The sequence below is a fragment of the Gelatiniphilus marinus genome, from assembly GCF_042684345.1.
GTDB lineage: Bacteria > Bacteroidota > Bacteroidia > Flavobacteriales > Flavobacteriaceae > Gelatiniphilus > Gelatiniphilus marinus.
In genome coordinates this window covers 275,105-293,770 of record NZ_JBHULK010000002.1, presented here as the reverse complement: position 1 = coordinate 293,770, position 18,666 = coordinate 275,105, and the positions used below count along the sequence as shown (strand labels likewise).

Annotated in this window: 19 protein-coding genes and 1 tRNA gene; 13 read left to right on the top strand and 7 right to left on the bottom strand. The window is 36.1% G+C overall.

The features are described from left to right. Positions 1 to 69: 69 nt before the first annotated feature. The 5 genes from ACFSQS_RS06410 to rodA all read left to right on the top strand — a co-directional run bounded on the left by ACFSQS_RS06410 (position 70) and on the right by rodA (position 5,751). A complete protein-coding gene (locus ACFSQS_RS06410) occupies positions 70 to 1,098 on the top strand; it encodes a rod shape-determining protein (protein ID WP_388015865.1) in 1,029 nt (342 codons plus the stop codon). Between the two features lie 120 nt (positions 1,099 to 1,218). Next, positions 1,219 to 2,040: a rod shape-determining protein MreC gene (mreC, locus tag ACFSQS_RS06405; protein WP_388015862.1), complete on the top strand. Its 822-nt coding sequence runs from the start codon at positions 1,219 to 1,221 to the stop codon at positions 2,038 to 2,040. Further along, positions 2,033 to 2,539: a rod shape-determining protein MreD gene (locus ACFSQS_RS06400; RefSeq protein WP_388015859.1), complete on the top strand. Its 507-nt coding sequence runs from the start codon at positions 2,033 to 2,035 to the stop codon at positions 2,537 to 2,539. Before mreC ends, ACFSQS_RS06400 begins: the two co-directional genes overlap by 8 nt. After that, positions 2,536 to 4,473 carry a penicillin-binding protein 2 gene (gene mrdA, locus ACFSQS_RS06395; RefSeq protein WP_388015855.1) on the top strand — a complete coding sequence of 646 codons (1,938 nt, stop codon included), beginning with the start codon at positions 2,536 to 2,538 and terminating at the stop codon, positions 4,471 to 4,473. The genes ACFSQS_RS06400 and mrdA overlap by 4 nt, the downstream gene beginning before the upstream one ends. Beyond that, a complete protein-coding gene (gene rodA / locus ACFSQS_RS06390) occupies positions 4,474 to 5,751 on the top strand; it encodes a rod shape-determining protein RodA (RefSeq protein WP_388015851.1) in 1,278 nt (425 codons plus the stop codon). A gap of 110 nt (positions 5,752 to 5,861) precedes the next feature. Here the strand turns inward: rodA and gldC are convergent, their stop codons facing one another. Further along, on the bottom strand, positions 5,862 to 6,197 hold the full coding sequence (gene gldC, locus ACFSQS_RS06385) for a gliding motility protein GldC (RefSeq protein ID WP_388015849.1): 336 nt from the start codon (positions 6,195 to 6,197) through the stop codon (positions 5,862 to 5,864). Then, a complete protein-coding gene (gldB, locus tag ACFSQS_RS06380) occupies positions 6,197 to 7,165 on the bottom strand; it encodes a gliding motility lipoprotein GldB (RefSeq protein ID WP_388015847.1) in 969 nt (322 codons plus the stop codon). The genes gldC and gldB overlap by 1 nt, the downstream gene beginning before the upstream one ends. Before the next feature lie 182 nt (positions 7,166 to 7,347). Between gldB and nadE the strand changes: the two genes are divergently transcribed. Next, positions 7,348 to 8,136, top strand: coding sequence for an NAD(+) synthase (nadE, locus tag ACFSQS_RS06375; protein WP_388015845.1), 789 nt, complete (start codon positions 7,348 to 7,350; stop codon positions 8,134 to 8,136). Between the two features lie 103 nt (positions 8,137 to 8,239). Further along, the gene (locus tag ACFSQS_RS06370) at positions 8,240 to 8,872 is read left to right on the top strand and encodes a response regulator (protein ID WP_388015843.1); all 633 of its coding nucleotides are present in this window, start codon (positions 8,240 to 8,242) and stop codon (positions 8,870 to 8,872) included. Here the strand turns inward: ACFSQS_RS06370 and dnaG are convergent. From dnaG to ACFSQS_RS06355, 3 genes are all read right to left on the bottom strand, one after another. After that, positions 8,867 to 10,825, bottom strand: a complete 1,959-nt coding sequence (gene dnaG / locus ACFSQS_RS06365; protein ID WP_388015840.1) for a DNA primase — start codon at positions 10,823 to 10,825, stop codon at positions 8,867 to 8,869. The genes ACFSQS_RS06370 and dnaG overlap by 6 nt on opposite strands. A gap of 485 nt (positions 10,826 to 11,310) precedes the next feature. Beyond that, a tRNA-Gly gene (locus ACFSQS_RS06360) sits at positions 11,311 to 11,383 on the bottom strand. Positions 11,384 to 11,499: 116 nt separating this feature from the next. Further along, positions 11,500 to 11,925 carry a GNAT family N-acetyltransferase gene (locus ACFSQS_RS06355; RefSeq protein WP_388015837.1) on the bottom strand — a complete coding sequence of 142 codons (426 nt, stop codon included), beginning with the start codon at positions 11,923 to 11,925 and terminating at the stop codon, positions 11,500 to 11,502. A gap of 190 nt (positions 11,926 to 12,115) precedes the next feature. Between ACFSQS_RS06355 and ACFSQS_RS06350 the strand changes: the two genes are divergently transcribed. Then, entirely contained in the window at positions 12,116 to 12,883 is a 768-nt protein-coding gene (locus ACFSQS_RS06350) for a M48 family metalloprotease (RefSeq protein ID WP_388015834.1), read from the top strand. 66 nt (positions 12,884 to 12,949) lie between these two features. On the opposite strand, the gene ACFSQS_RS06345 is transcribed toward ACFSQS_RS06350, so the two are convergent. After that, on the bottom strand, positions 12,950 to 13,333 hold the full coding sequence (locus ACFSQS_RS06345) for an ankyrin repeat domain-containing protein (protein ID WP_388015831.1): 384 nt from the start codon (positions 13,331 to 13,333) through the stop codon (positions 12,950 to 12,952). A gap of 249 nt (positions 13,334 to 13,582) precedes the next feature. On the opposite strand from ACFSQS_RS06345, the gene gpmI reads away from it, so the two are divergent. From gpmI to ACFSQS_RS06320, 5 genes are all read left to right on the top strand, one after another. Continuing rightward, entirely contained in the window at positions 13,583 to 15,100 is a 1,518-nt protein-coding gene (gene gpmI, locus ACFSQS_RS06340) for a 2,3-bisphosphoglycerate-independent phosphoglycerate mutase (protein ID WP_388015828.1), read from the top strand. Positions 15,101 to 15,186: 86 nt separating this feature from the next. Then, positions 15,187 to 15,591, top strand: coding sequence for a BT0820 family HAD-type phosphatase (locus ACFSQS_RS06335; protein WP_388015825.1), 405 nt, complete (start codon positions 15,187 to 15,189; stop codon positions 15,589 to 15,591). Positions 15,592 to 15,656: 65 nt separating this feature from the next. Beyond that, entirely contained in the window at positions 15,657 to 16,475 is an 819-nt protein-coding gene (gene map, locus ACFSQS_RS06330) for a type I methionyl aminopeptidase (RefSeq protein ID WP_388015822.1), read from the top strand. Between the two features lie 3 nt (positions 16,476 to 16,478). Continuing rightward, positions 16,479 to 16,796: a cupin domain-containing protein gene (locus ACFSQS_RS06325; RefSeq protein ID WP_388015819.1), complete on the top strand. Its 318-nt coding sequence runs from the start codon at positions 16,479 to 16,481 to the stop codon at positions 16,794 to 16,796. Positions 16,797 to 16,802: 6 nt separating this feature from the next. Continuing rightward, positions 16,803 to 17,567 carry a class I SAM-dependent methyltransferase gene (locus ACFSQS_RS06320; protein ID WP_388015816.1) on the top strand — a complete coding sequence of 255 codons (765 nt, stop codon included), beginning with the start codon at positions 16,803 to 16,805 and terminating at the stop codon, positions 17,565 to 17,567. 86 nt (positions 17,568 to 17,653) lie between these two features. On the opposite strand, the gene ACFSQS_RS06315 is transcribed toward ACFSQS_RS06320, so the two are convergent. Next, entirely contained in the window at positions 17,654 to 18,634 is a 981-nt protein-coding gene (locus ACFSQS_RS06315) for an FAD:protein FMN transferase (protein WP_388015813.1), read from the bottom strand. Positions 18,635 to 18,666: the final 32 nt, after the last annotated feature.

Below are 18,666 nucleotides of genomic sequence, written 5' to 3'. Positions count from 1 at the left end.
CATATATTTATTAACTTTTATTACTTTTACAAGATTTGTTAACAACCCCTTAAAAACGACTTATAGCACATGGGCTTTTTTGACTTCTTAACCGAAGAGATTGCAATAGATTTAGGCACTGCAAACACACTCATTATACATAACGACAAGGTGGTCGTGGACTCGCCATCTATAGTGGCCCGCGACAGGATTTCTGGAAAAATAATTGCCGTTGGCCAACAAGCCAGCTTAATGCAAGGCAAAACCCACGAGAACATTAAAACGATTCGCCCCCTAAAAGACGGTGTTATTGCAGATTTTGATGCTTCAGAGCAAATGATAAGCATGTTTATTAAAAACATTCCGGCTTTAAAAAAGAAGTTTTTTACACCGGCCTTGCGCATGGTTATTTGTATTCCGTCGGGGATTACCGAAGTTGAAATGCGTGCGGTAAAAGAAAGTGCAGAACGCGTTAATGGCAAAGAAGTGTATTTAATACACGAACCCATGGCGGCCGCAATTGGTATTGGGGTAGATATTATGCAGCCCAAAGGCAATATGGTAGTAGATATAGGTGGTGGAACTACCGAAATTGCGGTAATAGCCCTAGGCGGAATTGTTTGTGATAAATCGGTTAAGATTGCTGGAGACGTGTTTACAAACGATATTGTGTACTACATGCGTACCCAACACAATTTATATGTTGGTGAGCGTACTGCCGAAAAAATAAAAATACAAATTGGTGCCGCTACAGAAGATTTAGAGTTACCGCCAGAAGACATGAGCGTGCAGGGGCGCGATTTGCTAACGGGAAAACCAAAACAAGTTTCTATTTCGTACCGCGAAATTGCGAAAGCTTTAGATAAATCTATTTTACGAATTGAAGATGCGGTTATGGAAACCCTATCGCAAACCCCTCCCGAATTGGCTGCCGATATTTACAACACCGGTATTTATTTGGCCGGTGGCGGATCGATGCTACGCGGATTGGACAAACGTTTGTCGCAAAAAACAGACCTTCCTGTTTATATTGCCGAAGACCCTTTACGTGCCGTAGTACGAGGCACAGGTATTACACTTAAAAATTTACCTAAATACAAAAGTGTTTTAATTAAATAACCTACCTCGGGGCTAGTACACGAGGCTTTTTAAGAAAAAAATAACTTAAAATATAGTAGCTAGCTTTATAGCATTTAAATCTCGATTATCGAGTAATAAGCATAAAACAGTCCCTAAATCATGCAACAGATTATTAATTTTATAATAAGAAACAAACGGTTTTTATTGTTCTTGTTGCTTTTTTTTGTGGCTATTGTTTTTACCATTCAGTCACATTCGTACCATAAGAGCAAGTTTATAAATTCTGCCAATTTTTTAACTGGTGGCGTTTACAACTCGGCAAACAACATTAGCGAATATTTTAGCTTAAAATCGCAGAACCAGGTTTTGGCCGAAGAAAACAAACGCTTAAAATCGCTGCTGTTCAATTCTGAAAACAATACAGATCCAACCTATATAAATAGTACAATTTTTAATGGACTGTATAAAATTGAAACGGCTAAAATCATAAAAAACAGTTATGCTTTAACCGACAATGTTTTGCTTATAAACAAAGGCACAAACGATAGCATTAAAGAAGATTTTGGAGTAATTAGCAATAAAGGTATTTTGGGTATAGTTGATAATTCCAGCCCAAACTATTCTACCATTATCTCAATATTAAACACAACAAGTAAAATTAGTGCACAATTAAAAAAAACAAACCATTTTGGGTCCTTAACCTGGAATGGCAATTCACCAAACATTGTACAATTAATAGATGTTGAAAAAATAGCACCTGTAAAGGTTGGCGATACCATTGTTACCTCTGGTCGCTCATCGATTTTCCCAAAAAACATAGATATAGGAACAGTAAAGGATTTTAATTTAGATGTTGCCGAAAATTATTATGAGATTAATGTAAAACTCTTTACCGACATGACCAACCTAGAGCATGTTTACATCATAAAAAACAAAGATGCCGAAGAGATCGCTAATTTACTAAACCAAACGAATGAATAGTCTTGTATCTATACATAGCATTCGCTTTATAATACTTATTTTGATTCAGGTATTAATATGCAGCCATATTAATTTTTTGGGCTACATAAACCCGTATATCTATGTGCTTTTCATTATTCTATATCCAGTAAAAAACAACCGTTCTTTATTTATTTTCTTAAGTTTTTTATTGGGGTTAATAGTAGATTTTTTTCTGGATTCGGGTGGTATTAATGCTGCAGCCTCTGTATTTATTGCTTATGCAAGACCCATAGCATTAAAGTTCTCGTTTGGTATGGTGTACGAGCACCAAAACATGAAATTTGATGCCGTAGATTTTGGTGCAAAACTAACCTATATGTCCATAATGGTAGTTGCGCACCACATTATTTTGTTTTGTTTGGAAATTTTTAGCTTTTCCAAAATAATTTTAGTGCTTCAAAAAACGTTATTCTCAAGTATATTTACCATTATTCTATGTGTTTTAATAACTATTATTTTTAGCCGAAAATCAAAATGAGACAGCTTTTACTTTTCATAACCGTAATTTTTGTTGGCATTGTATTTATAGGAAGGCTTTTTTATTTGCAAGTATATAGCTCTAACTCCCATAATTTATTCGAGGACAACGCTATTAGAAAAGTTTACGATTACCCAAAACGCGGCTTTGTTTACGACAGGAACGGCACACTTTTAGTGGCCAACCAACCATCTTACGATGTTATGGTTATTCCGCGCGAAGTAGAACCTTTAGATACACTTGAGTTTTGCAGCTTACTTAAAATCGATAAAGGACAATTTATGAAAACATACAACAAGGCCTATCGCTACTCACCCAGATTGCCATCTGTATTTGTTTCGCACCTATCAAAAGCAGACTATGCGGTATTACAAGAAAAAATGCGAAAATTCACAGGGTTTTACATTCAAAAGCGATCGCTAAGGAAATACGAAACCTCAATTGGCGCCAATGTATTGGGCGATATTGGAGAAGTAAATACCAGAGACATAAAAAAAGACCCCTATTACAGAATGGGCGATTTAATAGGCAAACAGGGTGTCGAGGCTTCTTACGAAAAAACACTACGAGGTGTAAAAGGCATTAAATTTATTCAAAAAGACAGATTTAACAGAAACATAGGCCCCTATAAAGACGGAAAACTAGATACCATTCCAGAACAAGGCAAAGACATTACCATAACCATAGATGCCAAATTACAAGAATATGGCGAGTTGCTAATGCATAACAAACGTGGTGGCGTTATCGCCATCGAGCCCTCAACAGGAGAGATATTGGCCATGGTTGCTGCCCCAACGTACAACCCTAACGATTTGGTTGGCCGGCAACGCTCTAAAAATTTCACAAAACTATATAACGATTCAATTGCCAAACCCCTATTTAACCGTAGCTTACAAGGCGTTTACGAACCCGGGTCTCCCTTTAAGCTTATGAATGCTTTAATTGGCTTGCAGGAAGGCGTAATAACACCCAACGAAAAAGTTACCTGCTACGCGGGTTACAAATACGGAAACAGGTTTATGAAATGCCACTGCTATATTGGTAAACGCAATGACTTGGTTAGCGGTATTCAAGAATCCTGCAACGCTTATTTTGCTACGGCCTACCGGAAGATTTTAGATAAAACAGGAAATGCTGCTGACGGTATTGATGTATGGAGCAAACACGCCAAAAGCTTTGGCCTGGGCAACTTTTTGGGCTACGACCTAAAAGTAGGTCAAAAAGGAAGAATCCCTAATAGGGCATACTATAAAAGAGTATATCCTAAAACCTTTTATGCAACCTATACCATCTCTAATGCCATTGGCCAAGGCGAAGTTGCAACCACACCAATTCAACTCGCCAACATGGTTGCAGCCATAGCTAACAGGGGGCACTATTACACGCCGCACATAATAAAACATATTGAAGGAGAAATACTACCGGAAAAATTCACAAGACCAAAATACACATCTATAGACAAGGCCCATTTTGAGCCCGTGATAGAGGGGATGCACCAAGTTTACAAAAACGGAACTGCAAAATGGTTGCAGGTAAAAGACATAGACATTTGTGGCAAAACAGGAACCGTTGAAAACTTTGCAATAATTGACAGCGTAAAAACACAGCTAACAGACCACTCTATTTTTGTGGCTTTTGCACCTAAAGAAAACCCTAAAATTGCACTCGCCGTTTTTGTAGAGAACGGATATTACGGTAGCAGATTTGCAGGAAAAGTAGCAAGTTTAATGATTGAAAAGCACATAAAAGGGTTTACCACCAGAAAAGATTTGGAAAATTGGCTTTTAGATCGCAGCTTAGAAGCAGAATATGCCAAACCCTACTCTGGAGAACCTTTTAAAATTAACGAGCAATCTAGCTACCAATTTGTAGATAAAACAGAAAGCAATCGCTTGAAAAAACGATTAAACAAGATTAACAACCAAAGCAATTAAATGGTTAGAGACACGAATAGACATTTTAGATTCGATTGGATCACCATTATTATCTTCTTATTGCTAGTAGGTTTTGGGTATTTGAATATTTTATCGGCATCACATACAGGAAGCACAATAGATTATTTCGATTTTTCGCAACCTTATGGAAAGCAGCTAATCTTTATCTTTCTAACCTTTGGTTTAATTGTTCTTTTATTGGCTGTCGATGCTAAATTTTACGAACGCTTTTCCAGCATTATTTACATGGTGTCCATGCTGTCTTTAATAGGGCTTTTTATATTTGGAAAAAATGTAAACGGAGCCACATCGTGGTATGCTTTTGGAGGTCTTACCATACAACCCAGTGAGTTTGCCAAAGTAGCAACAGCACTGGCCGTAGCTAAGCATATTAGCGATTTAAATACCAATATAAACAGGTTAAAAGACCAAATAAAGGCCATTATAATTATAGCTATCCCAGCTATTTTGGTGCTGTTGCAAAACGATACGGGAAGCACCGTTGTCTATGGGGCATTCTTTTTTGTGCTCTATCGCGAAGGGTTGCCTAAATACCACTTAACGCTTGGCGTATCTGTAATAATAATATCAATTTTATCTTTAAAATTTGGCGCCTTGATCACCTCAACCCTGGTATTGACGTTGCTTACTGGTTTTCATTTTTTAAGTAAGAAAAAGTGGCGTATGTTTAAATCTATATCTGTTTTTTTGGTCGCTATAGCCGTATCGATTGGAGTACAGTTTTTTTACCAGAGCATTTTAAAACCACACCAGCAAGATCGTATAAGCCTCTGGCTTCGATTAGAAAAAGACCCTGAAAAATTAGAGCAAATGAAAAAAACCTTTGCTTATAATTTAAACGAATCTGAAAAAGCGATAAGCTCTGGCGGTTTAACCGGTAGGGGTTTTATGGAAGGTACAAGAACCACCGGAAAATTTGTACCAGAGCAGCATACCGATTATATTTTTAGTACCGTTGGCGAAGAATGGGGCTTTTTGGGCACCACATTTGTTGTTGTGCTTTTTGTGCTTCTTATTATTCGTATTTTACATTTGGCCGAACGCCAGAAAACACAATTTAGCAGAGTGTACGGTTACGGTGTCGCATCAATTATTTTTATACATTTTCTTATTAATATTGGTATGGTTATGGGCTTAATACCAACTATTGGCATTCCGCTGCCTATGTTTAGCTATGGCGGTTCCGGTCTATGGGCGTTTACCATCTTACTGTTTATTTTCATTAAATTGGATTCCAATAAAATAAATGAATGGTAACCCATAATGGGCATTTTTTATTTCTCTCTGATAAATAAAAGCTTAATTCCGAAAACCGAATTCCGAAAATTAACATTTAAACCTTGAACTATAAACTTTATAACTTAAATCTATTTTTTAAGCTCTAGTTTTTCGGCAAAATAATCGCAAAAATCTTTCATGGTAGCCGTCATTTTTTCATCTTGTGTGGCCCTGTTAAAGGTATCGCTCATGGTTACCAATGTTTGATGGAAAAACACTTTCATTTCATCAACCGGCATGTCCTTAGTCCATAAATCTATTCGCAGCGTCTCTTGTGCTTTTGCATCCCAAACAGAAAGCATCATCGCTTTGGCTTCTTGGTTTGTAATGCCGCCGTCTTGAGCGGTCCATTTCAAGCTTTCCGGAATTCTGTTTTCATCCAGTTCAACTTTCAGTTCTATTTTAGAAGTATGGTTTTTTGCCATTATTTACGGGGTTTAAATTTGCTGTTTTTAAAAATATCTTCGGTAGATTTTATAAGCATATCTTTTAAAGATACATTATTTTGTTGCATATAAGCGCGTACTATTTGCCACCCAATATATTGCCCTAAACGCCCCGGGGAATCGGCATCGATCTCTTCTAAATAAAACTTGGTAAAAGGTGCCGGATTTATAAATCTACTGGGTAATTTAGAATCTGTACTGTACAATAATTCGCGCTCAACAAAAAAACGCCATATATAGCTTTCGTTGGCCATGGCCCATTCTAATTGATCTTCTGTGTAGCCAATACGTTGTGCATCGGTTTTAAAGGGAATTACCATATCTTTAAAATAGAGCAGTTTCCCAAAATACACCATTTCATCCAACAAGGTTCTTTTTTGCGACTGATAGGCATACTTCTTGGCATATTCTCCAGCTATATCAACAACCAACTGTTCTTTTGTTAGATTTTGCCTAACGTATTTAGGTATGTTACCATAAACATAAAATTCGTGGTCGCCCCCCAAATAGTTATCTAACGCTACAACAGCAATGGTATCTGTAACAATTACACGGTTTCTGTAATCTACGGTATTGGTAACCGTTATTACCCTGGGCGCATTAAACTCAGGGAAATAATATTTTAAATGATTGAAAAGTGATTCTATTTCTGTTTCCAAATCTTCAAAAGCACCAAAAGCCTTATCAACCTCATCATACAATTTAATTTGCAAGGTATCGTTTTTTTTAGCTTGCCAAAACGTATCGGGATATTTATCAGAAAACATAAAAGGATAGGCTTGCCTTAATTTTGGCAAATCCTGTATAGTATATTCGGCAAACATTCTGTCGAAACGCTCAATGGCTACATCTGTATTTATTTTAGCTATGCTTTTTTTTAGTTCGCTTTCTTTTTTACAAGATACAACCAACAAAACAAGGCTTAGTAAAAAAATTGTTTTTTCCATCTAAATAAAATTTTGCTTTAATGTATTTGGTTCGGGCTTTTAATGGCATGGGTTTAATAAGCCAAATGCCCCCTTTTGGTCTTGTTTATACAAAACTTAAACCTCATAGATTTTTATTAATTGGGTGTTTGGTTTATTTTTGTTGCAAAGGTAGTATTCTTTGATTAAAAAAACGCTTTAATATGCAAACGGAAAAGGTAGTAAATCATATTGTAAATTGGTTAAAAGATTATGCGACCAATGCAGGCGTAAACGGTTTTGTAATTGGAATTTCTGGAGGCATCGATTCTGCAGTAACTTCTATGTTATGCGCCAAAACAGGACTTGATGTGCTGTGTGTTGAAATGCCCATACACCAAGCCCAAAGCCATGTTACCAGAGCCCAGGAGCATATTGCATTTTTAAAGCAAGAGTTTACCAATGTGGACGATACCCACACCAACTTAACTCCTGTTTTTGAGTCATTTAAAACCCAGGTATTTCAAGACGGCGACCCAGCCACTATTGATATGGCTTTGGCCAATACCAGGGCACGCCTGCGTATGACAACGCTTTACTATTACGCTGGTATATACAAATTGCTGGTGGCAGGAACCGGCAATAAAATAGAAGACTTTGGTATTGGTTTTTATACCAAATATGGCGATGGCGGAGTCGATTTAAGCCCTATTGCCGATTTGTTAAAGTCTGAAGTATATAAATTAGGTGCCTTTTTAAAAGTACCGGAATCTATTATAAAAGCGGGACCAAGCGATGGCTTGTTTGGTGATGCAAGAAGTGACGAAGACCAAATTGGGGCAACTTACCCTGAACTTGAATGGGCCATGAAAATGGATAATTTGGGCAAAACCGCCACAGATTTTTTTGGAAGGGAACAAGAGGTTTTTAAAATCTTTAAAAAACTAAAAAATACTAACAAACATAAAATGATTGCTGTACCAATTTGCGAAATTCCCAATAATTTAAAATGACGATTGAATTGTAAACAAAAAAGCCTTATCTTTGCTTATATATAACTCTCTCAATTATAGCTGTAAACCTCTCACATCTATAATACTATAAAACCCTTTAATAATGATAAAATTACTAATAGCAGACAATCATCCAATTATCAGAAAGGGTCTAGAACATTTATTTTCTGCATCTTCAGACATTAAAATTGTTGGAAGCGTGAGCGACGGAGAAGATATTCTAGACTTTGTTAAAAACAATGACGTTGACGTTATTTTAACAGAAGTAGATTTTCCTAAACTGAACGGTTTAACCGTTTTACGTTATTTAAAGAAAGATTATCCAGACGTAAAAACCCTTATTTTTAGTGGCCAGCCCGAAGAGGTTTATGGCATTAACGCCATTAAAGCGGGGGCTTCAGGATTTGTATCTAAATCTGTTAACATCATTACCATTAACGAAGCTATTTTAAGAGTGGCAGATGGCGGTATTTATTTAAGCGATACCTTAACGCAACAGTTAGCTTTTGGTGCTAAAACCAACAAATCGGGATCTTTTTACAAAAAACTATCAACTCGCGAGTCAGAAGTTTTAAAACTTTTAACTATTGGTAGAAAAAACAAAGAGATTTCCAAAGAGCTAAACATTAACGAGAAAACAGTAAGCACGTACAAAGCGCGCTTAATGAGAAAACTAAAAGTAACCAATTTAGTAGATCTTGTTAACCAAGCAAAACTATCTTCAGCAGAGCTATAATACGCGATTAAGCTTTCTGGACAACAGCATCTTTAGACCCGAATAGTCTTTTACTTCTTCAAGTATATTTCTATTCGTGTCTAATTTGTTATGTAATGTTTCCTGCTGAAAGCCCTTTACTTTCTGGTCTATTAAAAAGCAACGCAAGCTTAAAATGGTCTCGCTAACCAATTGGGCAACGCTTTTGTCTTTTTCTTTTGGAAAGATGTCCATCCTGTTCCAATCATCTAAAACATAGCGCTCTTCTTCCATTAAAATGGTGGTTATTTCGTTTGCCAGATCTTGGTTTACAGAATTTATAAAGCTACTTAGCTCAAAATCTGCACTTTGGTTTAAATTGTCAATCAGTGTATAATACAAAGTTTTAAATTGGGTGTTCGAGAATTCCATTTCGTCATCCTGCAAATCTAAAAACACTTTTTCGAACACTTTGGCTTGCTGGATAACGGGCTCTAAAACAAGCTCGCCTTTATCGTTTTCTTTTAAGACCAAATCTTCAAAATCTTCGGTTTTGCTTCCGTAAAGTAATAAAATCTCAATTATTTTTCGCTCTAAAACATACTGCACATCAACTTTTTTTAGGGGTTGTTCGTGCTTAATAACATCAAAAGCTTTTTGTTGGTTTTTTTGTTTTTTGTGTTCTTCTTGGTGTTCTTTTTTATTGATTTGTGCCAAGGTGCTAAACAAAACCTCTTCGCTTATGTGCATAATTCTGGCACATTCCTGAATGTAGATTTCTTTTTTAATCCGATCGGGTATTTTAGAAATACTATTTACAATATCTCTAACGGTTTCGGCTTTTTTAATAGGATCGTTTTTAGATTCTTCAAACAAAACCGAGGCCTTAAATTGAATAAAATCTTTGGCGTTTTCATCTAGATAGAGTGCCAGTTCTTCAAGGCTGTTGTTTTTTGCAAAGCTGTCTGGATCTTCGCCTTCGGGGAAGGTACAGACTTTTACATTCATGCCTTGTTCGAGAATTAAATCGATACCCCGAAGCGAAGCCCGTAAACCGGCCGCATCGCCATCAAACAAAACGGTAATGTTTTTTGTAAGCCTGTTTATTAGCCTAATTTGATCTGGTGTTAGCGCGGTTCCGGACGATGACACCACATTTTTTATGCCCCTTTGGTAAAACTGGATTACATCGGTATAGCCCTCGACCAAATAGCAGTTGTCTTCTTTTGCAATGCTTTGTTTGGCGTGGTAAATACCGTATAGCACCTTGCTTTTATGGTATATATCGCTCTCAGGCGAGTTTAGGTATTTGGCTGCTTTTTTGTCGGTAATTAAAATACGTCCGCCAAAACCCAATACGCGGCCGCTCATGCTTTTTATGGGAAACAAAACGCGCCCCTTAAACCTATCGAACCGTTTGTCGCCTTTAACTATGGTAAGTCCTGTTTTTTCAAGATAATCTATATTATAGCCCTGTTTTAAAGCTTCGTCTGTAAAGGCTTGCCATTCATCTAAAGCATATCCTAAGTCGAATTTTTTAATGGTGTCTTCGGTAAATCCTCGTTCTTTAAAATAGCTTAATCCTATCGATTTTCCTTGGTCTGTTTTTTGTAGTATGTCTTGAAAATATTGGTTCGCATATTCGCTAACCAGATATAGGCTTTCGCGCTCGTTGGCTGCCTGCTTTTGCTCGTCGGACTGTACGGTTTCTTCAATTTCAATATTGTACTTTTTTGCCAAATACCTTATGGCTTCTGGATAGGTAAAATGCTCGTGCTCCATTAAAAAAGCCACCACATTACCGCCTTTTCCGCTGGAAAAATCTTTCCAGATTTGCTTAACTGGCGACACCATAAAACTGGGCGAACGCTCATCTGAAAATGGACTTAAGCCTTTATAGTTACTGCCCGCCTTTTTTAGCTGAACAAAATCGCCTATAACCTCTTCTACTCTAGCGGTTTCGAATACTTGGTCTATGGAAGATTGCGTTATCAATGGACAAACTGGTTTTTAACTGTAAAAGTAATATAAAGTATCGAGTTTAAAAATTAATGCAATTTTGAAATTTTACATTATTATGAAAAATACCGAAATGTGTTTATGGTTGAGCGTTTGAATAAGACCAATTTACATTATCGACATTCTAAATATGAAAACAGCGTACTAAAAATGAAGATTGCTTACAGAAAAAGAAATTTGAACAGTATCTTAATTGCAGGTGTAGTATGACTTATTTTTGGATTGTTAAACGTAAATTAAGCTGATAAAACAACTGGTTTGACTATGGGTACTTAGCAATTGTAATTGCATTTACTTATATATTTTTACCAAAAGCACTACAAACACATAAAAATTTAAGACAAAACTTTTAAAATAAACGGGGTTTTGGGAAAGTCAATACATCTGGGTGAGGAAAAACTAATCGCTGGAGATTATATTTTTAAATAAAAAAAAGCCCCATATCTCTATGAAGCTTAAAGAGCGGGAGACCAGGTTCGAACTGGCGACATTCAGCTTGGAAGGCTGACGCTCTACCAACTGAGCTACTCCCGCAATTAACAATACAGTGTTTAAAACATTCTATCCAATACTCTACCCGTAGAGGCTATCAATAAGAATAGATTTAGCTGCAAATATATACAATCTTGCAACTTACTTGCAAGCAAAAACTACAACTTTTTAAAAAAATGATAGCCTAAAATTTTAAACCCTTGATTGTAATAAAATTTGTGCGACGGGTAATTATTTACATAAGTGTTCAGCTCTACAGATTCGTAGCCCTTTAGCTTTGCATAGTTATAAATCCACTCAAAAAAGAGTTTGCCCAAACCTTTGCCGCGGTAAGCATCATCTATAAAAACATGATCTGGCTCTACACTTTTTCCTGAGTAATGTCTTGTACAAAACCATAAACCCGAAATTCCAATTAATTTTTCGCCATTAAAGACACCTGCGCACTCGTAATTTTGTGAAAACATTTCTAAAAAACGCTGTTTTAAAACATGGTTGGATACTTGATTTCCATTTAATTTTTGCACTAAAGGAACAATAGCGTCAATATATTCTTTATCGATAATTTTAAATGTAACAGTCATGCCCTATGTTTTATGTGAAAATAAAAGTTTTTTTTAAAATAACATAACAAGCTGTATTTTATACGAAGCGCTTTGTTAAAGGCAACCAAATAAAAAAAGGAGCCTAAAAAACATGTTTGGCTACTTAAATAAAACATGTTTTTTTGGCAATGAATTATTTTCGTAAATTTATTACAATAAACTTATAAACATGAGGAGCAGAAATTTTAAAGTTAGATTGTTAATTGGTTTAGCCATAGTGGCATTTGCTTTTATAAAAAAATGCAATAGTAAGGAAATAAATGAATATACCGGACGCGTGCAAACCATTAATATGACTACCGATCAAGAGATTGCCATTGGTTTACAGCATGCACCACAAATGGCCCAACAGCATGGTGGTTTACATCCAAGCAACCAATACCAAGCCTTGGTGGACAAGGTAGGCAACAGGCTAGTAAACAACAGTATAGCAAAAAACACACCTTACAATTACGATTTTCACCTGTTAGCAGACAAGAACACTATTAATGCATTTGCGCTTCCTGGTGGGCAAATTTTTATAACCTACGCTTTGTTTTCTAAACTAAAAAATGAAGATCAATTGGCTGGTGTTTTAGGTCATGAAATTGGTCATGTTATTGGACGCCATTCTGCAGAACGCATCGCCGAAAGCGACTTTTGGCAAACGGTTACCACCGGTGCATCGGTTGGAGCAGACATGGGCGGATTGGTAAGCGGTATTGGGCAACAAACCCTTTTAAAAAACGGTCGTGGAGATGAGCTGGAAAGTGATGACCTTGGTGTTTTATTTATGCTTAAAGCCGGCTATAACCCAATGGAAATGATTGGTGTAATGCAAATTTTAAAAGCGGCGGCGGGCCCCAATAGAGTGCCAGAATTTCAAAGCTCACATCCAGATCCAGAAAACCGGATCGAGCATATTAAAGAGGCTATTAAAAAATACAGAAACCTATAATAAAGCCTTGCAAAACAAGGCTTTATTGAGGGACTAACTCGAAATAATCATTACCAGTTTTGTGGTTTAACTTAACGCTTCTTCTAAAATTACAAGAGCTTCTTTGGCATTCGATAATTCTGCATATTTTTTGGCTGTCATCCCCTTATCAGACTTTACCTTTAATTTGGCACCTTTAGCAATTAAAAATTTCAAAATATCGGTTCTGTTATACTTAGCAGCGTACATTAATGGAGTCATACCGTTAGATTTCTTATTAACATCTTCGCCTAAACTAATTAGTTTTTTTACGGTTTCCATGTCTCCTTTTGCTATCGATACACAAAAAGGACTTACCTGAACTACAGTTTCTTTACTGTAATCTGTAAAGTTTCGATTAAGGGTTGTTGCATTTGCCGATACTACTGAAAAGCATAATGCGATCGCGGAAATAAGGATTGTTTTTTTCATGATGAAAGATTTTAATTTGATTATTGATTTTCGTTTTTTGATATACTAAAGAGACGACAAAAAATTTAATCTGTTACACAAAAAATAATTAATAACATATTTTTAACAAGGATTTCACATTTTATTATGTTAAAGCTTTTTTGTTGAGATACTCTCAAAAATGATACATTACCAAGCTATTTGCGATGGTATTGGAAGGTTGTTTTTTATAATCTCACTATCTTTGAGTTTTAAAAATTCTCACTAAAAATGAATAAAAAAGTCATCTTAATGATTCTTGACGGATGGGGAAACTCACCAGACCCAAAAGTTTCAGCAATCGATCATGCCCATACACCATTTATAGATTCATTGTACAAAAAATACCCTTATGCCTCTTTAAGAACCGATGGTTTACACGTAGGTTTACCAGAAGGACAAATGGGAAACAGTGAAGTTGGACACATGAATTTAGGTGCTGGCCGCATTGTATATCAAGATTTGGTAAAAGTAAATTTGGCTGTAAAAAACAAAACCCTAAATAGCGAAAAAATTTTGGTCGATGCGTTTAACTATGCCAAAAAAAACCATAAAAACGTCCATTTTTTGGGCCTACTAAGCGATGGCGGAGTACACTCGCACATTAACCATTTATTAGGCTTAATAGATGCCGCCAACGATTTTGGATTAAACAACACCTTTGTACACGCTTTTACAGATGGACGCGATGTGGACCCAAAATCCGGTTATGGTTTTGTAACCGAGCTTGAAAACCACATAGAAAACACAAATACCAAAATTGCAAGTGTAACAGGGCGCTACTACGCCATGGATAGAGATAAACGTTGGGAGCGCATAAAATTAGCTTACGATGCCCTGGTAAATGGCATTGGCGAAAAATCGACCAACATTACCGAAAGCCTCAGAAAAAGTTACAAGAACGATATCACCGATGAGTTTATAAAACCCATTATCGCAGTAGATGAAGCCAACAATCCTATCGCACAAATTAAAGATGATGATGTTGTGATATTCTTCAATTTCAGAACCGATCGCGGTCGCGAGTTAACCGAAGCTTTAACGCAAACCAACTTTCATGAGCAGAACATGCATAAACTCAATTTGCATTATGTAACGCTTACCAATTACGATGATACTTATAAAAACATAAAAGTAATATTCAATAAAGATAATTTAACTGAAACTCTGGGTGAAGTTTTAGAAAAACATAACAAAAAACAAATACGAATTGCCGAAACAGAAAAATATCCGCACGTTACCTTTTTCTTTTCTGGCGGACGTGAAGCACCTTTTAATGAAGAAACTCGGATTTTAAGAAACTCGCCAAAAGTAGCAACATACGATTTAAAACCCGAAATGAGTGCCTACGAATTGCGAGACGCCTTAGTGCCAGAATTACAAAAAGGCGATGTAGATTTTGTGTGCTTAAACTTTGCAAATGGCGATATGGTTGGGCACACCGGCGTTATGGAAGCGGCTATAAAAGCCTGTGAAGCTGTAGATGAATGCGTAAAAGATGTGGTTACAACAGCTTTAGAGAACGGCTATACAACCTTGTTAATTGCAGACCATGGTAATTGCGAAACCATGATTAATCCAGACGGCACACCCAATACGGCACATACCACAAACCCGGTTCCTGTTATTTTAATCGATAACGATTTAAAACACATAAAGAACGGTATTTTAGGCGATATGGCACCAACTATTTTAAAGCTTATGGGCGTTGCACAACCCAAGGCCATGTCTGGACATACTTTAGTTTAAGTTTGCATATAACCAAAGTAGCTGCAACTGGTTAGTAAGCAAATTATTGTACTTTTGTGTTTAAACTCAAGTCTGTTATTTGCAAAATGAATTTTAACGAAACCTATATAATCGCGGTAGATTTTGATGGTACCATTGTAGAAGACGCTTATCCCAAAATAGGAAAGCCAAAGCTTTTTGCTTTTGAAACCCTAAAAAAACTACAAGAAGAAGGCCATAGATTAATTTTATGGACCTACAGGTACGGCGATAAACTAAACGAAGCTGTTGCCTTTTGCGAAAACAAGGGCATTGTTTTTTATGCTGTTAACAACAGTTTTTCTGGAGAAGAATACAGCCAAAACATAAGCCGTAAAATTCATGCAGATATATTTATAGACGACCGAAACATTGGTGGCTTTATAGGCTGGGGCGAAATATACCAGAAACTTACCAACAACAAACCAAACTTACCAAAAAAGAAAAAAGGTTTATTTGGTTTATTTAGGTAAACACAATATTTACTTTATAAAAAACCAATATAGGTTTTAATTATCTTTGCACATATTTAAAAAAAATGATTGTAGTTAAAACACCCGAAGAAATAGAATTGATGCGAGAAAGCGCATTAATAGTTTCAAGAACATTAGGATTGCTGGCAAAAGAAGTTAAACCAGGAGTTACAACTTTACAACTAGATAAACTAGCCGAAGAATATATTCGCTCCCAAGGAGCAATACCCGGTTTTTTAGGTTTGTACGACTTTCCAAATACGCTTTGTATGAGCCCCAACGAACAAGTGGTTCATGGCTTTCCCACCAATACACCCTTAAAGGAAGGCGATATTATATCCATAGATTGTGGCGCTTTAAAAAACGGGTTTTATGGCGATCATGCCTACACATTCCCTGTTGGCGAAATAGCCCCCGAAACCAAAAAACTACTCCAAGTAACCAAAGAATCTTTATATGTTGGGATTAGGGAATTTAAAATAGGAAATCGTGTTGGCGATGTAGGTTATGCCATTCAAAAATACTGTGAAGACCACGGATACGGCGTGGTTAGGGAATTAGTTGGCCATGGTTTGGGCAGTAAAATGCACGAAGATCCTGAAATGCCAAACTACGGAAAACGCGGTAGAGGCAAAAAATTTATTGAAGGCATGGTTGTAGCCATAGAGCCCATGATTAATATGGGAACGCAACGTATAAAACAACACAGAGACGGATGGACCATTACCACTCTAGACAAAAAACCAAGCGCACATTTTGAACACGATGTAGCACTTGTAAATGGTAAACCAGAGTTGCTTTCAACGTTTGCTTATATTTATGAAGCTCTAGGAATTGAAAGTGATGAGGAGGATGAGTTTAGGCAGAAACAATTGGTTTTATAACTTATGACCTACAAATTTTCAGGAATACCAAAGAAAAAACTTATTGAAGGTATAATTGGGCAATACATTCATACCGACACTAATACAATTGGGTATATTACTATTGAAAAAGGAGCTATTTTACCTGCTCATTCTCACATTCATGAGCAAATCACACAAGTAATTTCTGGTAAATTAGAAATGACAATTGATGGTGTTACTCAGGTTTTAGAGCCAGATTCAATTACAGTTATACCATCTAACGCTATCCATAGTGCGAATGCTTTAACAAATTGTATTGTAATTGACACATTTTCACCTGTTCGTGAAGATTATAAATAATCACTTTTGAAAAAAATTTTCAAAATTATACTAAACATAATCCCGAGACCTTTACTAATTAGGTTAAGTTATATTATTCGCCCAATTTTAGCTTTCTTTTTAAGAGGGAACACATACACCGATCCTATTGACGGCAAAAGTTTTAAAACCTTTTTACCTTATGGATATGGCTCGCAACGCAACAATGTGCTTTCGCCATCAACATTAAGCTTAGAACGCCATAGACTTTTATGGTTATTTTTAAAAAATGAAACCGATTTCTTTTCATCAGAAAAAAAAATTCTTCATTTTGCGCCAGAACAAGCTTTTTACAAACGCTTTAAAACCATGAAAAATCTGAATTACACCACTACAGATTTAAACTCACCTTTAGCCGATGTAAAAGCCGATATTTGCAACCTTCCTTTTGAAGATAACATTTACGATGTTATTTTATGCAACCATGTTTTAGAACATATTCCTGATGATAGAAAAGCGATGCAAGAATTATATCGCGTTTTAAAACCTAACGGAATGGCTGTTCTTCAAATTCCGCAAGATTTAAATCGAGCCGAAACTTTTGAAGACGATTCGATAACTGATAAAAAAGAACGCGCTGAAATTTTTGGGCAGTACGACCATGTTCGTGTTTATGGTCGCGATTATTTTGATAAATTACGTAGTATAGGTTTTAAAGTTGAAGAAGTTGATTATACCTCTAAACTTTCCGCGGAAGCGATAGAAAAATATTGTTTGGCAAAAGGCGAGATTATTCCGGTTTGTTTTAAATGATTATGTCATTCCTGTGAAGGCAGGAATCTTTCTAAATGAAACTAAATTAAAAATGGATTCCTGCCTTCGCAGGAATGACAGTTTAATCAACTTTCAGGAAAATCATTTAAAGCCAAGGTTTCCAAAGCTTTATTTTCATTTTCAAAAATTATAAACACTTTAAGTTCGGGGTGTGTTTTTAAAAACGCTTTTATCTTTTCAATACCCATAGCTTTAAAAGCCGTTGCATAGGCGTCGGCAGTCATACAATCATCTGCAATTACAGAAATGCTAAGCAAATTGGTTTTACTTGGGTAGCCCGTTTTTGTATCGATAATATGGGCATAACGATTACCGTTTTGATCTACTTTAAACTTTCGGTAAGTTCCAGAGGTTGCCATAGCTTTATCTTTTAAACTGATTGCCGTATTTATAGTTTGCGTACCATCAAAATTCGGGTTTTCCACACCTACTTTCCAAGGCAATTGTTTTTCAACGTTAATACCGCTGGCTCGCAATTCGCCTCCAATATCGACTAAATGGTTTTTTGCATTTTTGCTTTCTAAAAATTCTGAAACCACATCAACGGCATAACCTTTTGCTATGGCGTTAAAATCTATAAAAGTTCCTTTAGGCTTAACAACTTTATTATTTGTAAATTTCACTTTATTCAAACCAACTGATAGCATCAAACTATCAATTTTAAGACTGTCTAGATTTGCAATTTTCCCTTCCGGACCAAAATCCCATGCGTTTACAACGGCTCCGATTGTTGGATCGAAAGCACCTTTGGTTTTATTGTAAATAGCTTTTGAAGTTTTGAATACTTTCATAAAATGCGCATCAACCTGAACATTTTCATTTCTGTTTAATTTTGAAATGTCTGAGTTTGTTTGATAGGTTGACATGGACTTGTTTATTGCGTAAAACAAGCTATCTATTTGCTTTTGGTAGTCAATATTAGAATTATAAGTCACTCTATAATACGTACCAAAAATAGCACCTTCGAGTATGGTGTTTTTATAAACTTCTTTTTTACAGGAAAGAATTAAGAAAAACAGAAAAGATACTATTAAAATTCGTTTCATAATGAATAATCCGCCATAACAAGGAACGAAAG

Coding starts and splice junctions, on each gene's coding strand:
- nadE (WP_388015845.1), top strand. CDS start 7,348: ATGCAAACGGAAAAGGTAGTAAATCATATTGTAAATTGGTTAAAAGAT.
- gldB (WP_388015847.1), bottom strand. CDS start 7,165: ATGGAAAAAACAATTTTTTTACTAAGCCTTGTTTTGTTGGTTGTATCT.
- ACFSQS_RS06345 (WP_388015831.1), bottom strand. CDS start 13,333: ATGAAAAAAACAATCCTTATTTCCGCGATCGCATTATGCTTTTCAGTA.
- ACFSQS_RS06335 (WP_388015825.1), top strand. CDS start 15,187: ATGAATTTTAACGAAACCTATATAATCGCGGTAGATTTTGATGGTACC.
- map (WP_388015822.1), top strand. CDS start 15,657: ATGATTGTAGTTAAAACACCCGAAGAAATAGAATTGATGCGAGAAAGC.
- gldC (WP_388015849.1), bottom strand. CDS start 6,197: ATGGCAAAAAACCATACTTCTAAAATAGAACTGAAAGTTGAACTGGAT.
- gpmI (WP_388015828.1), top strand. CDS start 13,583: ATGAATAAAAAAGTCATCTTAATGATTCTTGACGGATGGGGAAACTCA.
- ACFSQS_RS06350 (WP_388015834.1), top strand. CDS start 12,116: ATGAGGAGCAGAAATTTTAAAGTTAGATTGTTAATTGGTTTAGCCATA.
- mrdA (WP_388015855.1), top strand. CDS start 2,536: ATGAGACAGCTTTTACTTTTCATAACCGTAATTTTTGTTGGCATTGTA.
- ACFSQS_RS06325 (WP_388015819.1), top strand. CDS start 16,479: ATGACCTACAAATTTTCAGGAATACCAAAGAAAAAACTTATTGAAGGT.
- ACFSQS_RS06410 (WP_388015865.1), top strand. CDS start 70: ATGGGCTTTTTTGACTTCTTAACCGAAGAGATTGCAATAGATTTAGGC.
- mreC (WP_388015862.1), top strand. CDS start 1,219: ATGCAACAGATTATTAATTTTATAATAAGAAACAAACGGTTTTTATTG.
- ACFSQS_RS06370 (WP_388015843.1), top strand. CDS start 8,240: ATGATAAAATTACTAATAGCAGACAATCATCCAATTATCAGAAAGGGT.
- rodA (WP_388015851.1), top strand. CDS start 4,474: ATGGTTAGAGACACGAATAGACATTTTAGATTCGATTGGATCACCATT.
- ACFSQS_RS06355 (WP_388015837.1), bottom strand. CDS start 11,925: ATGACTGTTACATTTAAAATTATCGATAAAGAATATATTGACGCTATT.
- ACFSQS_RS06315 (WP_388015813.1), bottom strand. CDS start 18,634: ATGAAACGAATTTTAATAGTATCTTTTCTGTTTTTCTTAATTCTTTCC.
- ACFSQS_RS06400 (WP_388015859.1), top strand. CDS start 2,033: ATGAATAGTCTTGTATCTATACATAGCATTCGCTTTATAATACTTATT.